This is a genomic window from Bifidobacterium xylocopae (assembly GCF_003315615.1).
In the GTDB taxonomy this organism is placed as follows: Bacteria; Actinomycetota; Actinomycetes; order Actinomycetales; family Bifidobacteriaceae; genus Bombiscardovia; species Bombiscardovia xylocopae.
In genome coordinates this window covers 24,755-44,423 of sequence record NZ_PDCH01000012.1, presented here as the reverse complement: position 1 = coordinate 44,423, position 19,669 = coordinate 24,755, and the positions used below count along the sequence as shown (strand labels likewise).

General features: G+C 60.3%; 14 protein-coding genes. 6 read left to right on the top strand and 8 right to left on the bottom strand.

Features of this window, described 5'->3' with window-relative positions; translation table 11 throughout:
- Window positions 1-131 precede the first annotated feature (131 nt).
- Window positions 132-1,880 (top strand): MFS transporter, encoded by a 1,749-nt coding sequence (locus CRD59_RS06055; protein WP_236632768.1) that lies wholly within the window; start codon window positions 132-134, stop codon window positions 1,878-1,880.
- 36 nt (window positions 1,881-1,916) lie between these two features.
- Here CRD59_RS06055 and CRD59_RS06050 read toward each other — a convergent pair whose 3' ends face one another.
- Window positions 1,917-2,666 carry an endonuclease III domain-containing protein gene (locus CRD59_RS06050; RefSeq protein WP_236632767.1) on the bottom strand — a complete coding sequence of 250 codons (750 nt, stop codon included), beginning with the start codon at window positions 2,664-2,666 and terminating at the stop codon, window positions 1,917-1,919.
- Window positions 2,667-2,827: 161 nt separating this feature from the next.
- Here CRD59_RS06050 and CRD59_RS06045 point away from each other — a divergent pair, with 161 nt between their 5' ends.
- The 3 genes from CRD59_RS06045 (at window position 2,828) to CRD59_RS06035 (ending at window position 5,604) form a co-directional block, all read left to right on the top strand.
- Entirely contained in the window at window positions 2,828-3,055 is a 228-nt protein-coding gene (locus CRD59_RS06045; protein ID WP_113853789.1) for a FeoA family protein, read from the top strand.
- A gap of 117 nt (window positions 3,056-3,172) precedes the next feature.
- On the top strand, window positions 3,173-5,245 hold the full coding sequence (gene feoB / locus CRD59_RS06040; protein WP_113853803.1) for a ferrous iron transport protein B: 2,073 nt from the start codon (window positions 3,173-3,175) through the stop codon (window positions 5,243-5,245).
- On the top strand, window positions 5,242-5,604 hold the full coding sequence (locus CRD59_RS06035; protein ID WP_113853788.1) for a peptidase: 363 nt from the start codon (window positions 5,242-5,244) through the stop codon (window positions 5,602-5,604). Before feoB ends, CRD59_RS06035 begins: the two co-directional genes overlap by 4 nt.
- A 144-nt stretch (window positions 5,605-5,748) precedes the next feature.
- On the opposite strand, the gene CRD59_RS06030 is transcribed toward CRD59_RS06035, so the two are convergent.
- The 3 genes from CRD59_RS06030 to CRD59_RS06020 all read right to left on the bottom strand — a co-directional run bounded on the left by CRD59_RS06030 (window position 5,749) and on the right by CRD59_RS06020 (window position 11,266).
- Window positions 5,749-7,074: an MFS transporter gene (locus CRD59_RS06030; RefSeq protein ID WP_113853787.1), complete on the bottom strand. Its 1,326-nt coding sequence runs from the start codon at window positions 7,072-7,074 to the stop codon at window positions 5,749-5,751.
- Window positions 7,075-7,233: 159 nt separating this feature from the next.
- Window positions 7,234-9,897, bottom strand: a complete 2,664-nt coding sequence (locus CRD59_RS06025) for an alpha-L-rhamnosidase (protein WP_113853786.1) — start codon at window positions 9,895-9,897, stop codon at window positions 7,234-7,236.
- A 55-nt stretch (window positions 9,898-9,952) separates the two neighbouring features.
- Window positions 9,953-11,266, bottom strand: a complete 1,314-nt coding sequence (locus CRD59_RS06020; RefSeq protein WP_113853785.1) for an MFS transporter — start codon at window positions 11,264-11,266, stop codon at window positions 9,953-9,955.
- A 266-nt stretch (window positions 11,267-11,532) separates the two neighbouring features.
- On the opposite strand from CRD59_RS06020, the gene CRD59_RS06015 reads away from it, so the two are divergent.
- Entirely contained in the window at window positions 11,533-12,621 is a 1,089-nt protein-coding gene (locus CRD59_RS06015) for a LacI family DNA-binding transcriptional regulator (protein ID WP_113853784.1), read from the top strand.
- Window positions 12,622-12,663: 42 nt separating this feature from the next.
- Here the strand turns inward: CRD59_RS06015 and CRD59_RS06010 are convergent, their stop codons facing one another.
- Window positions 12,664-13,011, bottom strand: a complete 348-nt coding sequence (locus tag CRD59_RS06010) for a DUF4186 domain-containing protein (protein WP_407923123.1) — start codon at window positions 13,009-13,011, stop codon at window positions 12,664-12,666.
- Window positions 13,012-13,257: 246 nt separating this feature from the next.
- Between CRD59_RS06010 and CRD59_RS06005 the strand changes: the two genes are divergently transcribed.
- Window positions 13,258-14,547, top strand: a complete 1,290-nt coding sequence (locus tag CRD59_RS06005) for a class I SAM-dependent methyltransferase (RefSeq protein ID WP_113853782.1) — start codon at window positions 13,258-13,260, stop codon at window positions 14,545-14,547.
- Between the two features lie 156 nt (window positions 14,548-14,703).
- Here the strand turns inward: CRD59_RS06005 and CRD59_RS06000 are convergent, their stop codons facing one another.
- From CRD59_RS06000 to CRD59_RS05990, 3 genes are all read right to left on the bottom strand, one after another.
- Window positions 14,704-15,537 carry a hypothetical protein gene (locus tag CRD59_RS06000; protein WP_113853781.1) on the bottom strand — a complete coding sequence of 278 codons (834 nt, stop codon included), beginning with the start codon at window positions 15,535-15,537 and terminating at the stop codon, window positions 14,704-14,706.
- A 270-nt stretch (window positions 15,538-15,807) separates the two neighbouring features.
- The gene (locus CRD59_RS05995; RefSeq protein ID WP_113853780.1) at window positions 15,808-17,853 is read right to left on the bottom strand and encodes a SpaA isopeptide-forming pilin-related protein; all 2,046 of its coding nucleotides are present in this window, start codon (window positions 17,851-17,853) and stop codon (window positions 15,808-15,810) included.
- Between the two features lie 273 nt (window positions 17,854-18,126).
- Window positions 18,127-19,647: an amino acid permease gene (locus CRD59_RS05990; RefSeq protein WP_113853779.1), complete on the bottom strand. Its 1,521-nt coding sequence runs from the start codon at window positions 19,645-19,647 to the stop codon at window positions 18,127-18,129.
- Window positions 19,648-19,669: the final 22 nt, after the last annotated feature.

Below are 19,669 nucleotides of genomic sequence, written 5' to 3'. Positions count from 1 at the left end.
CCCCGCGGCCAGGCGGTCCAACGGTGATAAACTGCATTATTATGACATTTTTGTGAAGAAGGACGGCAGCCCAGGAACAGAGCGAATCGGACAAGACCAGAACCACGGCCAGGCGGGCCGGGGAAGGGTATATGACAGTCGAGAATCAGACAACCGCAGGAATGAAGAAACAGGGCCGCGACAAGAACGGCGCGAAGAGGACGAATCCGCTGGCGCATGCGGACGGGGAGTCCGACAGTAGGCGCAGCGGGGCGCAGGACAAGACCAGGGAACGGGCCGAACGCAAGGCACGAAAAGAACAGGCCAAGGCACAGGCAAAAGCCAGAAAAGCCAACAAGGCGAACAAGACCGGGAAGCAGAACCCGTACAGCTTCCACACCTGGCGGCGGCGCCTTCACATGAGCGATGTGACCGTAGTGGAATCCTCCACGCTGAAGCGGGCCATAGCCGGCACCGTGGTCGGCAATTTCATGGAATGGTACGATGTCGGCGTCTACGGCTACTTGGCCGTCACCATCGGCGTGGTCTTCCTCTCGGATGCTTCGCCCGCCATCCAACGCCTCTTCTCCCTGGGCGTCTTCGCCGTCACTTTCATCGCACGGCCACTCGGGGGCATCGTGCTGGGGCAGCTGGGCGACAGAATCGGCCGCCAGCGCATCCTGGCCTTCACCCTCTTGTCCATGTCGGGAGCGACGCTCCTGATCGGCTTGTTGCCCGGCTATGAAACAATCGGCTTCTGGGCACCCGTGGCCCTGATTTTCCTGAAACTGGTCCAAGGATTCTCGACAGGCGGCGAATACGCCGGCGCTTCCACCATGGTCACCGAATACGCACCTGACCGCCACCGCGGGTTCTTCGCCTCCTTGCTGGATGTCGGCTCCTACCTGGGCTTCGCTTTCGGCGCCGGCCTGGTTTCCTTGATCGAGTTCCAGCTGACCCCGGAGGCCATGCAGGCCTGGGGCTGGCGCATCCCCTTCATCCTGGCCCTGCCCCTGGCCGCGATTGCGGTCTACTTCCGCACCAAGGTGGAGGACACCCCGGCCTTCCAGCAGGCACAGAACGCCACCGCCAAGAAATCCGAAGCGGAGCACAAGGGTGTGATCAGCCTGATTCGCGGCTACTGGAAGGAACTGCTGATGGCGTTCGTGCTCGTCTCGGCGGCGAACACGCTCAGCTACACCCTCACCACCTACATGCCGACCTATCTGACCACCACCCTCCACCAGAACATGGCCCAGTCCAACCTGCTGACCCTGCCGATCCTGCTGATCGTGGCGGCCTGCATCCCCATCACCGGGCTCATCTCCGACAAGTTCGGGCGCAAAAAGGTCCTGTTCATGGGGGCCCTGACCGGCCTGGTACTCGTGCTGCCCGCCTTCCAGCTCATGGCCCGCGGCGATTCGGCCAGCACCTTCCTCGGTCTGTTCCTGATTGCCATACCGGTCACCTTCTTCGTGGCCAACCTGGCTTCTTCCTTGCCGGCCCTGTTCCCGACCGCCTCCCGGTACGGCGGCATGGGCTTGTCCTACAACCTGGCGGTGGCAGTCTTCGGCGGCACCGCACCGCTGATCATGGAAGCACTGGTCGCGGCGACCGGGCAGGATCAGGCTCCTGCCTACTGGATCATGTTCACGTCCGCCTGCGGTCTCGTTACCGTGCTCTTCCTGGAGGAATCGGCACGAAAGCCCATGCCGGGCACCCTTCCCACGGTCTCCAGCCAGCAGGAGGCACGCGACCTGGTCGCCACCCAGGACAAGAACCCAGACCTGGACGTCAGGACCATCATCCACGATGCCGAGGCCAACGGCACCCGTCAGGTCCCCAAAGCAGTCAAGGTAGCGGCCAAGACCGTCCAGCAAATCCATTCGCAAACCGAATAGGACAACCCTCATACGGCAGTGGGACGCCGGATAGGCCTACGAGGGCCTGCCGGGCGTCCCACCGTCAAACCCGCTCGGCCCCTCTGCCAGGAAGGACCAATCCCCCGTCTGACGGGCGCACTTGCCGGCTTCGACAATCAGACCGTGGTATTCCTTGAGCTCGTCCAATCCGAAACCAGCCGGGTCCATGAAGGCGGCCCCCTGGATGCGGGCCGTCTCATAACTGCCCCACTCCGGCCAGCCCACGGCGGGGAGTAGACGGCGGGCGTAGGCGTCCCAGATGAAACATGGCTGGTCGAAGGCATAGAGGCGGATTACGTCTGCGGTCTCCGGACCCACGCCAGGAACGGCCAGCAGGCTTTCGCGCAGTCTCCGATCGGCGGATGGCCCTACATCGGGCCGGCGCAGCCCCCGTCCCAACATCCATTGGGCCAGGCCAATACAGGTACGGGCCTTGGCTTTCATGAAACCGCTGGGGCTAATCAGGGCTCTCAGCCGGTCATACCCCACCTCGGCCATGGCCACCGGTTCCAACAAGCCGGCCTGGCGCAGGACTGCCAGCGAGGTATCCACATTCCCCCAGGCGGTGTGCTGCACCAGGATGGCACCCACCATCATCTCGAAGTCGCTTTCAGCCGGCCACCAGTTCACCCGGCCAATCGCACGGACCAGGGCCTCATACAAGTCACGGGCGCCCATACCCGCTTTCGGCCCCTGCGCCCCATCCGGCGCCTTCCGTCGAGCCGGTTCCCTGGTCACGGACGTATCAGGATGTCTCTTTTTCACTGCGCTTCCATTCGATAGCATGGCGGTCATACACCTGTTGGTAGCGCGAATCAGCCACCAGGTCAACCCTCCCGGCCGGGTCGGACTCGCCGGGCCGCGCCATGTGAGAAAACGGCTGATAAATCTTTACAAGCCACCCTCCAAGGTCTACTGTCACAAGTATGACCGAGTCACTGCGAACCTGCCCGCTGGGTGTCGACATGGAGATATGTCGCATCGACCTCAGCAGCGCCTACCGTTTCCGACTGCGGGAGTTGGGCTTTCGCGAGCACGAGCGCATACGGGTTATCCAAAAAGCCAATTTCGGCGGCAGGGTCGTCGCCCACGGCACGGAACGGATCGCCGTGGACGGAGCCACAGCCAGGCATATCCTCGTCCAATTACACTAGGCCGGCTGGGCATCGCCTCCAGGCACAAGGCTGACCAAGGAGGGAAGGATCATCATGGCTGACGATCTGGCCGGCGGTGGGACCATGGGCGTCGGCACCGCAGGCATGGAGCACGATATGGGCAACCATCACGGCCACCATCACCGCAGGGGTCTGTCCGTCCTCCTGCCCATTGCCCGCCAACACATGCATCATCAGGAGGAAGCGGTTCCAACTGTCGCTTTCGTGGGCAACCCGAACGTCGGCAAATCCACGCTTTTCAATGCCATCCTCGGCGCCTCCGCATCGGTCATGAACGCCCCTGGGACTACGGTCCTGGTGGAACGCGGCCGGCTCAGGCGCGTCAACGCCACCTGGGACTTCGTCGACACACCAGGCACCGCGTCCCTGGATGCCCTGAGCCCGGACGAGCGGGTGGCCTCCGAGGCCGCCATGGGTCGGGCAGGCAACCCGCAGCCGGATGTGATCGTAGCGGTCTTCGACGCTACTTCCCCCTCGAAATCCTTATATCTGCTGAGCCAGCTGATCGACCTGGGACGCCCCATCGTGGCGGCCGTAACCATGCTCGACCTGGCCTCCAGGCAGGGGTCCCCCATCTCGGTAGCAACCCTGAGCCGCCTGGTGCCGGGCCTTGATTTCGTTGCTGTGGACGGGCGCGACGGCAAGGGTACGGACGACCTGCTGGAGGCCATCGGCGCCCGGCTCGCCGCCAAGGAGCAGGCCGACGCAGCCACGGCCCTGCGGCAACCGCCCCGCATCTCAGCCGTGCCGGCACCGGGACGAGCCGCCAGCCAGGAGGAGGTCTCGTCCTGGGTGCGCGCCACCGCCGACCAGCGCTTCGAATGGACTGCACGCATTGTGGCGGACCTGAACCCTTGCACCCCGGACGCAGCGAATCCTGCACCCACCTTCTCCGACCGCCTGGACCGGGTTCTGCTCCATCCGGTGGCCGGCATCGCCATCTTTCTGGCCGTCATGTACCTGGTGTTCGAGGCCACAACGGCCATTGCCGCCCCCATCAACGACTGGTTCGATGTCACCGTGCGCGGATGGGCCGCCACAGCCATCGACTGGATCTTCGCCGGTTTGGCCGGACCCGGTTCCCTGTCCACATGGCCTCACTCGCTCCTTGTGAACGGCCTCTTGGACGGTTGCATCACGGTTCTGACCTTCATCGCCCCCATGGGCATCATCTTCATCACTCTGTCCCTGCTGGAGGATTCGGGGTATCTGGCCCGCGCCGCCTTCGTCATGGACAAAGCCATGCGCGTGATTGGCCTGGACGGCCGGGCCTTCCTGCCGCTCGTAGTCGGTTTCGGCTGCAACCTGCCTGCCCTTGCCTCCACGCGCACGCTGCCCGATTCCCGACAGAGGCTCATGACCGGCCTGCTTATCCCCTTCACTTCCTGCTCTGCACGGCTGAGTGTGTATATCGTGCTGGCCTACGCCTTCTTCGGGCACTACGCGGGCCTGGCTATTTTCCTGATGTATGTGGCGTCCATCCTGATCATCCTGGGCGTGGGACTCCTGCTGCGCAGGACCCGCTTCCGCGACCTCACGACCCAACCGTTCGCGATCGGCCTGCCGCCCTATCAGATGCCCCGCCTCCTTCAGCTGGGCAAATCGGTGGCCATGCGCCTGTGGGCCTTCCTGACCGGTGCCAGCTCCATCATCATCACCATGATTGTCATCATGTGGTTCCTCTCGGCCATTCCCGTCTCGGCGGGCGCTGCCGGAACGAATTCCTTCGGCCATGTGGACGACGTCCATGATTCCCTCTATGGGGCCGTCGCCACCTCGGTGGCTCCGATCTTCACCCCCGCCGGCTTCAATGACTGGCATGCCTCGGCGGCCCTGATCACCGGTTTCGTGGCCAAGGAGGTCGTGGTGGGCTCCATGTCTCAGTCCTACCAGATCCACACCTCGGACGACGCTTCCGGTCAGGAGCAGGGACAGGGCACACTGGGGCAAGCGGTCCGCAAATCCTTCATAGCCTCAAGCCACGGCCACGGGGCGGCGGCCGCTGCCGCTTTCATGATTTTCGTGCTCGCCTACACCCCCTGTCTGGCCACGGTCGCGGAGATGCGACGGCAGTACGGGGGCAAGATCGCGGCCCGGTCGGTGGGTGCGGGCCTGGTCATCGCCTATATCCTGGCCGTCATCGTCTTCCAAGTGGGACGGCTCCTATGAGTGCCGCCAACGAAGGCTTCCGCCGGACCGCCTCCCCCCGGTCCGACCCGACGGCATCTGATGCGCAGGCCCCGATCTCCGAGCGCATCCTCGCGGCACTCTCCGCCGGTCGGCCGCCCCGACGTGTGGCCGCCAGCCTCGGCGTGCCTCTTGACTTCGTCTCCCTGGTCACCGAACAGGCCCGGCGCTCCGGCAAGTTGGACTACTACGATCTGGCCACAGGCAACTGCGGTTCGGGCCCCGGCTGCAACCCCGATCCCGATTCCCTGGTCTGCGCCTCCTGCCCCATCCTTCCCGCCGCCGTCCGCCGTCGGCAGTCCATCCTCGGCCGCCTGCTGAACCTGAAAACCAGGCATTGACGGCGATCAGAGCCCTGCGCTCCCTGCCCACAGAGTGAACCGGCCATCGCTGCCCCCCCTACGGGATGCTTCTAACCCGGGGGGGGGGGGGACTACAGTGCGTTCATGCTGCCCCAAGAAAGGTTGCGGCCTGAAGCATGGTGTTCATCTGACAGAGCGGATAAGCATGATGATGGCTGCGCCGAGCAGGACCGCCGCGATCGCGACGGGAAAAATCACCGAGTAACCTAACCTGATCACAATGAGAGACACCAGCACCGGCGCAATGACCTGGCCCAGGGTATTCGCCAGATTCAGGATTCCCAGGTCCTTGCCCGCCTCTTCTTTGCTGGGCAGCACGTCCACGTTCAGGGCCTGGTCCACCGAGGTATAGATGCCACTGCCGACCCCGGCCACCCCCGCGTACAGCATCATGCCCAGGGCAGTGGGTAGAACCCAGGGAATTGCTATGCCCAAGGCCAGGATGCAGGAGCTGATGACGACGATGATCTTACGCCGACGAAGCTTATCGGAGATCGGCCCGGCGATGATTGACGAGCAGAAGGTCACAATCATGGAGATGACCGACATGGTCGAAATAGCAGCCGCCGAAGCTTTGACGGACAGCCCGCAGTATTTCTGCAGGATGTAGAGCTGGTAGGTGGCCACCATGGAGGTTCCCACCATCATGAACAGCCGGCCGCCCAAGGCCAGATAAAAGTCCCGGCTGCCTCTGGTGGGGGGCGTGAAGGACACCCGCAGCCTATGCCATACGCTCTGCGCTTGGGCACCTTGGCCGGCGCGGGCCGCCATCGAAGCGGGATTGTCGAAGGCTGAACGCTCTCGTGGCCAGATGATGACCGTAACGATGCCGGTTACTGCAAAGAGGCATACGCCTACGATGAAACCCGGCTGAATACTCTGGATGAATTGGGCACCAATCAAAGTCCCCAAGGACTGGCCCACAATATTACCACCACCGTATAGAGCCGAAAACGTACCACGCGTCGCTTCGGGGATACGATCGGACAACACGGCCACCGCAGGCGCGATCATCATATTGACGCCGACCTGGACCATGCACCAACCGATGACGATGGTCACGATCGTAATCGCATGCGCCGTATAGAGGTAACCGGCTGCGGTCACGACACCTCCCGCCACTATCCAAGGGGTTCGCTTACCCAACCGCGAGCGCGACATGTCGGATAGAGCACCGAAGATCACGTTGGACAGCAAGGCGAAGACGCAACCGACCGAGTTCATCGTGCCAAGTATGGCTTCAGGCACGCCGACCCCCAGATCGGTGAAACGCTGGGGCAAGAGCACCTGCGAGCCGGAAGTGCCCGCAGTCATCCAGATTATCGAAAAAAGAGCAAATCCGAGACCGAAACGGACTTTCTCCACTCCAGTGAGTGGTCTGCCCGAGTCAGGTGCAATCGTATCCGGAAGTGGTGTCTCAGGTGGTTTTTGTTCGACTGCAGTGCTCATAGTCGCATCCAATCATGTATAGCGGGGCAACCATGTCCCGCCTGAGCCGCTTTGCTCATTCACCGATATTGAGGCGGCCGTCCGCTGATACGACGCGGTCGCCTCCAGGGGCGTCACACCGGCAAGCCTCCCATGAGAGGGGACAGACCGGCACGGCGCTCATCTCCGCTTAATCAGCAGGTCATGTGTTCCGGGTCCATAGTCCTCAGCCTTCCGGTCCACACCGGAGGTCACGGCCCCGACCATCACGCGGGCTGTTGAACCAGCGGGAACCACAAGATGGAGATGCAGTTCGCCATCTACAAGCTTCCATGAGGACTCAGCCAAGCCCCGTGGGGTCAGATGACTGGTGGAGCCCTCGGTCAGACCACCGCCAGTCCGGGGGTCCACTTCGAAGGTTCGCCAACCCGGTTCCAGAGCCTTAAGACCCCCGATCCGCTCGTGCATCCACTGAGCCACCGAACCCAAGGCATAGTGGTTGAATGAGGTCATGCCGCCAGGATTGATGGACCCATCAGGGCGCATGGAATCCCAGCGCTCCCATGTTGTTGTCGCACCCATCCGAACTTGGTAAAGCCAGGAGGGGCAATCGGTGGACAACAGAAGGGAGTACGCCTCACTGTCATGGCTCGTCTCGCTCAAGGCGGGCAGCACAAACGGTGTGCCGGCGAAACCGGTAGCCACCTTACCTCCCGATTCGCGAACCAGTTCGGCCAGTCGATCGCCCGCGCCCTGCTTGAGTCGGGGATTTCCATCGAATAAGCCGAAAGCAACCGAGATCGCATACGCACACTGGGTGTCGGAGGTCATGCGCACAGCGGAGCCGGAAACGTCCACGAACCTGGCATGGTATCCGGCGACGATCCGCTCGTACAGTTTTTTGTAGTCGCTGCACTTGTCTTCCATCCCCAGGACCTGGGCCATACGGGAGGCATAGTCTACGGAACGTGCAAAATAAGCGCTCGCCACCAGCTCCTTTTGGGTGACCGCCTGGGTGGGATCGTCAGGCGGGGCGGTCGGGTCGAGCCAGTCGCCCAGTTGCCCCAATGGATAATCCGGCCGACGGTCCCAGACGCCATCCGGTGACAAGTAGCCACGGACCTCCTCGACCCAGCCGCTGACCAGATCCCAGGACTCGGCCAGCACCCGTTCGTCGCCTCCGGCCATATACAAGGTCCAAGGCACCGCCACAGCAGCATCGCCCCAGATGGCGATGGCGCACGGTTTTGCCCACACACCGAGCGGCACGAAGGGAGCAAAGAACGGAACTGTGCCATATTTCTCCTGTTCGATGCGTACATCCTTGAGCCAAGAGGACAGGAAGCCCTGCACGTCGTACAGGTAGGCGGCCGTCGGTGCGAACAGGTCGATGTCCCCCGTCCAGCCCATCCGTTCGTCACGCTGGGGGCAGTCGGTTGGTATGGAGACGAAGTTGGAACGCATGGACCATAGGACGTTACGATGGAGTTTGTCCAACATCTCGTTCGAGCTCGAGAACCATCCGGTACGCTCCATATCGGAATAGTAAATCCGGCAGTCGATGTCGTCGGTGGTCAGCTCGCCGGGCCATCCTTCGATGCTGGCATAGCGGAAGGCGTGCATTGTGAAACGGGGCTCCCACCACGCATCAGAACCGTCCGACGTATACAGGTCATGCTCCTGCCCACGTCGTAAGGTGCGGGTCGCCAGCGTACCGTCCTGCTCCAGCACCTCCGCATGGCGGATGGAAACCTGGGCACCCTTTCGCAGACCATGCATGTGCAGTCGCATGCGCTGGGTACGATTCTGGCCGAAGTCCAGCAAATAGGAACCACAACCACCCTCACCACCAATGCGGGTGATGGAGACCGGTTCGCTCTTACCCTGGTCACGGACGGCCTGCAGCTTCGGATTCTCGATCTTGGACGGATCGTAAGGCACCTCAGCCACAGGCGCCCAGGCCGAATCGTCGAAACCGGGGCGTGACCAGCCCGGTTCCTCCAGACGGGCATCGTATGTCTCCCCCTCGTACAGGTCCGAGCACACAATCGGCCCCATAGAGGTTTTCCATCTGCGGTCCCAGGAATTGGAATAGATATGGGTGATTGAACCGTCCTCGCCTTCCACCTCGAGTTGGGCGAACACCCCAATCCGGTCTCCATAGAAGTTTGCCATGCCGCCATCGAACCCGAGCCGCCCCCGGTACCAGCCGTCACCCAGCCAGAAGCCCAAGGCGTTTGCGCCCTTGTTGAGCTGATCAGTGACATCGTAGGCCCAGCACTCCAACCGGTCGCGATATACGGTCCAGCCGGGCGTAAGCTCATCCGATCCCACGCGGCCGCCATTCACCTCCGCCTGCACTACACCCAGAGCGGATAGATAGAGTCTTGCGGCTTTGGGCCGGGACGGCAGGCCGAACTCAGTACGCACCAAAGGCAGATGGCGATGGTCGGTCTCGACTTCAGACCAGGATGGGCCCACAAAGTCGGCGATTCGATCGGTCACATCGAGCCCCGACTCGAAACGCCGCTCAAGCGAGCGCCCCAGATCCCTGCCATCGCAATCCTGCAACAGCAAGGTCACGACGGCTTCCTCCCGTGAGGACAGGGGGGCGAAAGGCCAGGCCAGAAGCAGGTTATCACCCGCATCGACCTCAGCCTCCTGCCTCACCGGATCCCCACCTGGCATCCGCCTCGTCACAGAGACCGTCACCCGCGCGCCCTCCGGTGGTTGGCTGGCATAGGTCCAGGAGAGCCTGGGCCTATGATCACCTATTCCCAATACATCCCCGTGAAAGTGCTCCACCTCAGGTGCGCTGATTACCGCCGTGTACCCACTGTCCATCTCGCTCGACCTCTTTGCCTTATCAGTTATATCTGACGCTTATCCCCGGTGGGGATCAGCCTTCGACTTGGTCCCGCTGGACCCGCTCGCGACGATCCTCGTCAGTGCCATACCGGGACTGGAGCTTGATCATTATCGAACCGGCTACGGCTTCGACGACGACAACCACGGCGAACCCCCACATTGTGGTACGGATGGCCGATGGCACGACCAGGGCAGGCGTGACCAGAGCGAACAGACCGCAGCACAGACGGGAGAATCCATTGATGAACCCTTGTATCGAGGCCCGAATCTCAATGGGGAAGGATTCCTGCGTCCACACCTTGTACAGCGCCTCACCGGCCAGGGGACTGCCCAGGTTCATGAAAGCCGTCGCTCCGACGATGACCCACAGGTTGGTCCCGCCGAGGGATAGGGCGACCATGGCTATGAAAGTGATGATGATGCCCGCCACAAACGCCTTGTTGCGATATTTACCCCCTGCGATCGAAGCGAAGAGGATATTGAGAACCAAGGTCACGAAGTTGAGAATGATCCCCATACCGGTGGCCAGGGTTTGTGAAGCGTGGGCGTTAACCAGCATAAAGGTCTGGAACTGACCCCAGGTATTGGCCAGCAGGTTCCAACCCACATAGAAAATCAGGATGGAGGCAAAGAAACCCAAGTACATTTTCTTGTCGGCGCCCATCATGATTTTGACGACAGAGACCTTCTCGCCCGTGTTGACCCCGGGCTCGGCCGCGTCACGCTGGTCCGCCGCCTCATGGAAGGCGCGGAAGGTTGGAGACAGCGTACGCCACAGCCAGGCAATCAGCGCAAAGACGGTCAGAATCACGAAGACGACACGGCCACCGGCCGCACCCTGCATACGGGAGACCAGGAAAGCGCAGATGAAGGAGATGAAGACGCCCACCTGCCAGTAGACCTGTGTAGTCGAAACAAGTCGTGCCGCCAGAACGTCGTTGGGGGCATCGTGCGAGACCACGGTCATCGAGACCGGCAGATCCGCACCGGAAGCCGCGCCGGCGATGACGACACCGACCAGGAGCATGGTGTAAGAACCGGAGAAGACCACTACGGCCGCACCCACCGCGTAGAGCAGGTTGATCCAGTTGAAGAAGCGCACCCGCCCCACTGCATCGGCTATTCGGCCGCCGGCCAGGGAGCCGAAGGCGATTGCAAAGGTGAGCGCGCCTGAGAGTATACCGACCTGGCCATTGCTCAGCCCCAGACCTTGCTGCCAGACCGTAATGGTGGAGGATAAGCCGACGATGATTCCGGATCCCAGCATGGAGCCGATGCCAGCTGCCACAGCGAGGGAGCCATAACCCCCCAGCCCTTTGTCAGACACTGCATTCCCCGTACCCATGGGTTGCTCTCCTTTGTCGCAAAGACCGCATCGAATACAAATCCGCCCATACGCGAAAACACCAAAATGCGGTCATGAATTAGATTTTTCATCCGCTCAACGAGCCTTACGACTACGTTGTCACCGCCAACTATAAACCCACATTTTGAAAATTTCAAACCGTTTCAAATGCTGACTCGCGCGGCCGACGTGGCTCTAGGCTAATCTTGTTGTTATCAGCTCCACTGTCGCGGGGGCCACTTGTGTGCGCACAGGGAAGGAAGGCAATGCCGTCAGCAGGAGATTCCTCATCCACTCAGGGGGGCGGCAAGGTCGGAGTCGCCGACATCGCGCAGAAGGCCGGTGTGTCCCTTGGCACGGTCTCCAACTACCTCAACTATCCCAACCGCGTTTCGCAAACCCTTAAGGAACGCATCAAAGCGGCGATCGACGAACTGGGATACGTCCCCCGTCCCGCCCGCGGCGCCGCTGCCCTGACCGGTCAATCGACGATCGGCATCATCATGACGGACATCGAGCATTCACTGTTCACGGCCGTCTTCGAGGGCGCGCAAGAAGTCTGCGAGGACGATGACCTGCAGCTGATAGGCGCCAACGCATTCTCGGATTCGCGACGCCAATCCAGCCTGCTCAAGCTCTTCTATTCATTAGGTGTCAAAGGCGTCATCCTGTGCAGCGTCGTGGATTGCGAAGCCGATATGGAATGGGCTCGCTCCGTGGGACTGAATGTGGTCCTAGTCGACCATGCCCCGCCGTCCGGCGGGCCGCAGGCCTGCAGCGTATTGGAGGACAACGATTCCGTGGGCGTCATGGCAGCCGACCACCTGCTCGCCGCTGGCTGTAAACGAATCGCGTTCGTGGCACATTCATTCGATTACCAGAGCATCTATGACCGCTACCGGGGGGTCGAACGCGCGCTCCTTGGACGCAGCGGAATCAACCTGTCCGTCATCGACTCGCATGGCATTATGGAAGAGGACGGAACTGCCGTGGGGGCGACCATCAACAAGCTAGGGCCCCAAGAGGTCCCGGACGGCATCGTGGCCGGAACCGACAACCTCGGCATCGGCATCATAACGGCTTTGCGCGATGGCGGCCGTTACAGGGTTCCCAAGGACATCAAAGTCATCGGCACTGAAGGAGTCCGTTTGGATTCCTACCCTCCCGTGCCCTTGTCAACGGTGGCGGCCCCCGGCATCGACATGGGCCGCAAAGCGGCCGCCCTTCTTCTGGACGAAATCGGCAACCGCCGGCACGTTCACGGCACAGTGCTCATCAAACCCACACTCGTTCCGCGGGCATCCACCTTCGTGGGGTCGCAGTCCGACATTCGGAAAATTAACCGAACGACATGACCACCGAATCGGGCACTCCGCCAACGTGGAAAAAGCAGGGGATCAGACATTCGGATGGGCGACAAGGTCCCGCTCAATCCAAGCCATGACGAGTGCGGACAGGTGATTGACCTCCCCATCCGTCAGTGGGCGGCCCTTGGGAATGTGGTGCCAGCGTTCGATGCAGCCCCTGCAGCAGGTGGCTGTGGCGTGCTGGGCGGTAAAGACCGGATGCCCTCGGTAGGGGGTCTGCTTGCCGTCCTTGGCCGGGTACGCGGCACCCACACGACGCCGCAGGAGGTCACGTGCATGCCGGTCGATTGTCGCTTTACCCTTGGCGCGGGCATAAGCGCGGTCGCCGGGACTTAGCGCGAATGAGGCACGGAACTTGGATGTTCCAAGCCGATCCATCGTTTCCCGTACCCATTCCCGTGACTTCGCATCGCCATGATCCTGCGTCTGCCCCTCTTGCGCCATCCGTTCGTGCCTTCCTTCGTCGTTCGCTGCTATGTCCAATATATGCACGGACTTCGCTATGCGCGCCTGCCCCACGAAAGAGCCCCCCCCGGGGAGTAGGGTTGTCATTAGGAAGTAGCAGTGATTACGCCCCGTTCACCGCATCTGAGGTGTGCGGGGTTCGCAGGAGAAAGAGGCTGTATGAACGCACGAAATATGACGGTCGCGCAGATGGTCGAGGCCTTCCTGGAGCCTGATGCCCCGGTGCAGGTGAGGGCCTTCGATGGCTCCCGCTTCGGCGCAGACGATGCGCCCCTCCACTTGGAGGTCAAGAGCTCGCGCGCTGTGTATTATATTGCAGAGCATCCCAACGACCTGGGCCTGGCCCGCGCTTATCTCCAAGGAGATCTTGACTCGCCTGAGCTGCTGCCCGGCAACCCTTATGGTGTGTTCAAGCAGCTGACCGGTCTGAAGGCGTACATGCGCAAGCCGAGCAAGCCGGAACTGGCCCGCATCGCCGCCGGTGTCTTCTCCCACGGTGTCCACGTGCCGGACCCACCGGCCATCGAAGGCCCATCGCTGTTGATGCGTCTGCGCGATGGCATCCGGCCCCACACCCGCAAGGGCGATGCAGCCACGGTCAGTTACCATTACGACCAGTCCAACGATTTCTACCGTCTGTTCCTTGGCTCCTCAATGACCTACACCTGTGCCGTGTTCGACAAACCGGACACATCACTGGAGGATGCACAGTGGCACAAGCTCGACATGGTGCTGGATAAGATGAACCTGAAGGCCGGCGACCGCTTGCTGGACATCGGCTGCGGCTGGGGTTCCATGGAGATTGCGGCCGCCAAGCGCGGCATCCACGTCATCGGCGTCACCCTGGCGGATGAGCAGGTTGAGTGGGGCCAGGATTGGATCAGGCGCGAAGGCTTGGAGGACCTGGCCGAGATTCGCCTGATGGACTACCGGGACGTGCCCGAGTCCGGTTTCGATGGCATCTGCTCCATCGGCATGATGGAGCATGTGGGCTTCAAGCAGTATCCGGCATACTTCCGCGAGATGATGGACAAGCTCCGTCCTGGCGGCATCCTGCTGAACCATCAGATCACACGGACCAATTCGCATGACGGCAAACGTGCCGGCGGCTTCATCGATCGTTACATCTTCCCTGATGGTGAGCTCGCCAGCCCTGCCGAAATCGAGATGACCATACAGGACAGCGGATTCGAGGTTATGACCCAGGAGAACCTGCGCCAGCATTATGCCTTGACGCTCAAGCACTGGACCGAGAATCTGCAGGCCAACTGGGAACAGGCTAAGGACATGGTCGGTGAACCGAAGGCACGGCTGTGGGGTCTGTACATGGCCGGATCACGCCTGAACTTCGAAATCAACACCATTCAGGTGCATCAGTTCCAGTGCGTCAAACCGGATCCTGCGACGGGCACCAGCACCTACCCCCTCCGCCCCTGGTGGGAACGCTGAACCCTGCACGCTGTCACAAGAATATAAACCCCCACCTGACTACCGGTGGGGGTTTCGTATACGCCCAGCATTCCTGGTATCGTCTTCCAGGAATTACTTTGAGTATAGTAACAGCCCCTCCGCGGAGGGGCTGTTACTAAAGGTTGATAAACGTTTTCAGCGACGGTTCCTTGACATGTACGTCATCGGAATAGCGACCGCAAGCAGCAGCGTAACCGCAACAAGCGGGGAAACGATTGAGGAACCCGTTGCGGCGAGATTGCCTGATGGTATGCATTCAGGGCATCCAGCCGGGACGGCAGGCTCAGCTGGTTCCGCGGGTGCCGGCTCTGCAGGCACATCTTTTACCGTGATTTTGGGCTCATACTTCACATCGAAATGCAATGTGCCGTCACTATCCTTCGTAGGCACTCGCAGAACCATGGGATCGCCTCTCGCTATCTTCCCGGTGGGGCCCGAAACAAGCTGTATGGCCCAATATGTACCGGTGCTTACAAGAAATGTCGCCGGGGTTCCGCCGGTTACCTTGTTCTGTGACTGATCGTAGTTCGCTCCCTGCAGCCAGACACCCTCGCGTACGCCGTTACCGACGGTTATCTGCCCATCACCATCCGTTGTACCGAAGTATATGGTTGTGTTGCCATTGGTCCGGTCAATTGTCGAGGACATCTGCCCCATGACCTGGTCTGTAATGGCTTTCGTGCGAGCATGTTCATCGTTGCCGGAAACACCGTTTATGATCCGCTGCATCGCGTTGTAATCCAGTTTGGTCGCGGAATAGATGTAACCGCTGCCCGCTGGTTGCGGGGTCTGGGGGATGATATTCTCGCCATCGCCGTTAAGCTTAACCTGCACGGTCAGAATACCGTCTTGAGGCTGGCCGTTACCGGCCCAGGCACGCACGGGGCGCAAGCCCACTATCATGGCCAGCAGCAGTGTACAGGCCAATATGCCGACCCCCACTGCTCTGAGCGTCTTCTTCAGGCCCATTTGAAACTCCCCATCAAAGCTACTTTCGGCCCCGGACTCTTACTCGGGTGTCTGCTCTTCTCAATGCCGAGAACCGTATTCACCCCACTGCTCTCTCTTTCAGTGGGTTCCTGGGGCCCCGCAGATAGCGGAGACCCTAGGAAACGGACCCTTACAGGTCCATGCTGAGCCAAACTGCTGGGCGGACATCCACCGCCCGCCCAAAGGCGGACGGATGGATACCGCTGGTCACCGCTGGCTAGTGGACGGTGACCGGATCTGATTCAGCAATCAGATGTGACGACCGACGGAAGCAGACTTCCGGTTGCGAACAACCAGCACGCCACCCATGATGGCCAGGCCGACAACCAGCAGCAGGACAATGCCCTTACCACCAGTCAAAGGCAGGCTGATGGGCGCACCAGCTTCACCGTCTGCCCAGTTCATCATGCCCTTGGTAATGTGGTTATTATCTGCATCTTTGATATTGCTATCGATGTTTGTCGCCTCAAACCTACCGAAGTTCAGGCTATTAATGTCCGCCCGCAATCCTGCAGGGTTGGCGAGAATAGCTGCAGCAGCACTTGGTTGAGACACGATGTTACCGAAATCGACAGTATCGAAGGCACTTGCGGCCTGCTGGTAGTTGTGAGGCGCTTGGGTCTCGATAAGCTTAAACTCACCCTGGTTCCTGCTCACGCCCACCGGCAGGACAATGCCGGTGAAGGTGACGACACCCTGTGCGTTAGAAGTGGCGGTCACCTTCGGGTTTGCTGCTGTGCCGGAACCAAAGGTACCATCAGCAAGAAGGAAATCACCGGAACCATCGTTCTTCTGGAGTGCGAACTCCGCACCAGCAAGACCGTGACCATGGGTATCCACCTTGGCAAACTGGAAACCAGCGGAAGGCATCGAAGCATCCGCCTGCCCTGCATTTTGGCCACTCGTATCATCATTGTCAGTATCTGTTGCAACAGAATTGGCCAGACGCCCGGGCTGAGAAGCATCAGAAGCTCCATTCGCGGATATCTTGGACTTAACAGTGATGACGAAGTGCGGATTGTTGACAGTGCCAGTCAGACCAGTGAGGTATGAGGCGCTAGCATGCTTGAAGTGCACGATGAGGAACTTGGATTGACCGTCACTCGCAAACATGTTTCTCGAATTGTCAAGAGACTTCGGGGCGGTGGTGGTGTAAGAAGAGTCCACATTCACATCGTCAGGACCGAGAGCATGAGTTTGCTCACTGTTGCTAGCATCAGTATAAACGAATTCTACGGTCACATTTCCACTGACCGTGGGATCGACTTCCAATGCGCTGGAGACTCGATCAACAACTTTCAAATACTCACCAGTGACCGCTGTATCATGCACATGGCTCCAGTACACATTGTTGTTGTTAGGCTGCGCTGTGCCAGTATTGATGCTTTGCGTAATCTTCCAGGTGACATCCTTACCGACCTGAGCAATGTCATTACCAGGGGTATAGGAATGTCCATCATACTCTGAAATCGTCTTGGAGATTTGCTGATTGCTGACGTTCTTGGGGAAGATATGCAGGTGATGGATATATCCTGTCACTCTGTGCTGCCCACCACCATCGGTCATAAGACCGGAGGTCATATATGGAAGGCTGAAAATCGTGGCTTCAGCAACAGAGTAACGGCTCAGATTATCAGGATGTGCAACCTCAGAAAGCTCATAGTAGTGCATACCGTTGCTTTCAAGAGGAACCACGTCGGAGTCTTGTGCGTTCGCAATGGGGTTGGTAACTCCAACTCCAGTAGGGTTGGTGCCCTTGGCCCACTTCGCCCACTCATCTGCATTACCGGGCAAAGTGCCACCGCTTGGCTCCTTCATCCAGATGCCAATATCGTGATGCGCACCGGCTTCACCGTCACTGTTCCTGTTGATGATCTGGCCGTTGACGTCAGTGACACCGTACCAAGTCTTCCCAGACACTGCATCATAATTGGTGCCTAGCGGATGAGCGCTCATCTCGCCAGGAGTGTGTGTCCCGCTTGGCGTTATCTCCTGCAGCTTGAAGACCACACCTTGTCCCGGAGTGGAGCCAGGCCTGGCATCCAAGGAAGAACCGGTAGCAGCAGTGCCAGCAGCGTTGGCCAGGTACTTGGTTAAAGTGACCTTGTTATTATGATTCGCAACCGGGTTAATGGCGGTAGAAAACTCATCGTCGGCTGAAATAGTGTCGGGAGCAGCGTGGGCACCAGGTGCGGCAACCAGGAAGGCTGCCACCGTGGTGAGCGCCGCCACTGAGAGGCCAAGCAGTCTGGTCGACAGACTACGCCCCTCGGCGTTCTCGTTATGAATACGCATTGAATGCGCTCCTTTTCTCTTACCTTATCTATAGCGCGGGCCTTGGCTGATTCATCCCCCATCTTTCACCGCAGCGATGTAAGACCGCAGACAGCGTCAGTCAGACTCCGCACGAAGGTCATTATACGCACCGCCTGCGAGAAAGAGCAAATATACGGACTGTGCCAGACCTACTCGCGTAATGAGTTTGTAACTACATCGCTGTCGTTCATGGCCGCAGGCCCAGGCCATAGAGGGAAAACCTGCGCATCCGCGGGGAACGGGGAAACACCCTCAGCCCAGGGAATCACGCCGGTGCCGCCAGAGGCAGGCACCGCCGAAGACCAATAGCCAGAGCAGGCCACAAATGGCGGAAGCGCGCGTATCCTCGGCTAGGAACAACGATGCGTAGACGAAGACGAAGAACACGATTGCTAAGCCACCTGTCCACCGGTAAGCGGGCATCAGGAAGCCGTCGGGCAGGAAATCCTGCGACGAACGGTAGCGGCGGTGGGCCAGGACCAGGAGCACATATATGAAAATAATCACAGCGCTGGAAGCCGACGCGAACAAAACGAAAGCCGATGAGAAGCCCGGCAGGAAACGCAGCAGCGGCGAGAGCAGGATCAACAGACCGGACACGAGGATGGCACGGGCGGGTACATGGCCCCGGTTGGAGATGGCCGCCAGCGAGCGCATGGCCGGGGACTTGGCGGATCCAGCCAGCTGGAAGAGGTTGCGGCCGGCCGAGTAGAGCAGGGAGTTCAGGGCTGAGGAGGCCGCCGTGATCACCACGAAGAACACAAGGGCCGCGGCCCAGTCCAGACCTGCGTAGCGGAAGACCATCACAAACGGGGAGGCGAAACTGCCGTCCGCCTTGGGATGGAAGGTGCGCCAAGGCACGATCAGCATGATGGCCAGCAGGGCTCCGACGTAGAAGATAAGCACACGCGCTATGATCTCGTTGATGGCCTTGGGCAGCACCTGACGGGGGTCCTGGGTCTCCGATACCGTAACGCCCACGAACTCGATCATCTCATATGCGAAGAAGACCATCTGGAAGCTCATGAAAAAAGCCATCCAGCCGTTGGGCGCCAGGGAGAAGCCCTGGAGGATGTTGTCGAAGCCCGCGTGACCGGCCGGAGAGGCTGGTTCCGAACCGGACATGTGGACTGCAGGGTAGTGGAAGTCGATGGCCACCATGACCACGGCAGTGGCGATCATGGCCACTATAAGCGTGATCTTGATCATGGAGAACCAGAATTCGGCCTCGCCGAAGACCTTGACCGCTATCAGGTTGATGCAGACCATGGCCAGGAGGAAAGCCACCTCGATCGGAAAACGCCAGGCGGACAGGTCGATCCCGAAGGTGTTGAAGAAGGTGACGAAGTAGGTGCCCACGGCTGTGAGCTCGGACATGCCAATCAGAATCAGCACGATCCAGTATGACCAACCGGCGAAGGAACCCCAGCCGGCGCCCAGGTAGCGGCTGATGAACGCGATGAAGGTGTGCTGGTCGGGATCGGAGTACATGAGCTCACCGATGGCGCGCATGAGCAGGAACATGATGACGCCGACCGCGATATAGACGAACACGATCGACGGCCCGGTCAGTGCGATCGACTTGCCCGAGCCAAGAAAGAGACCAGTGCCGATGGTGCCGCCGATGGCGATGAATTGTACGTGGCGCTTGCTCAGACCGCGTTCCATCCGGTTGGATGAGCCTTCCCGCTCCCTGTCCCCGCCGCTGGAAGTCCTCCCCAGGGCTGATCCGGGTGCGGTCGTCTGCTGGCTGTCTTCATCTGAATGTCGCATAGGGCACCCATCGTAACTCCCC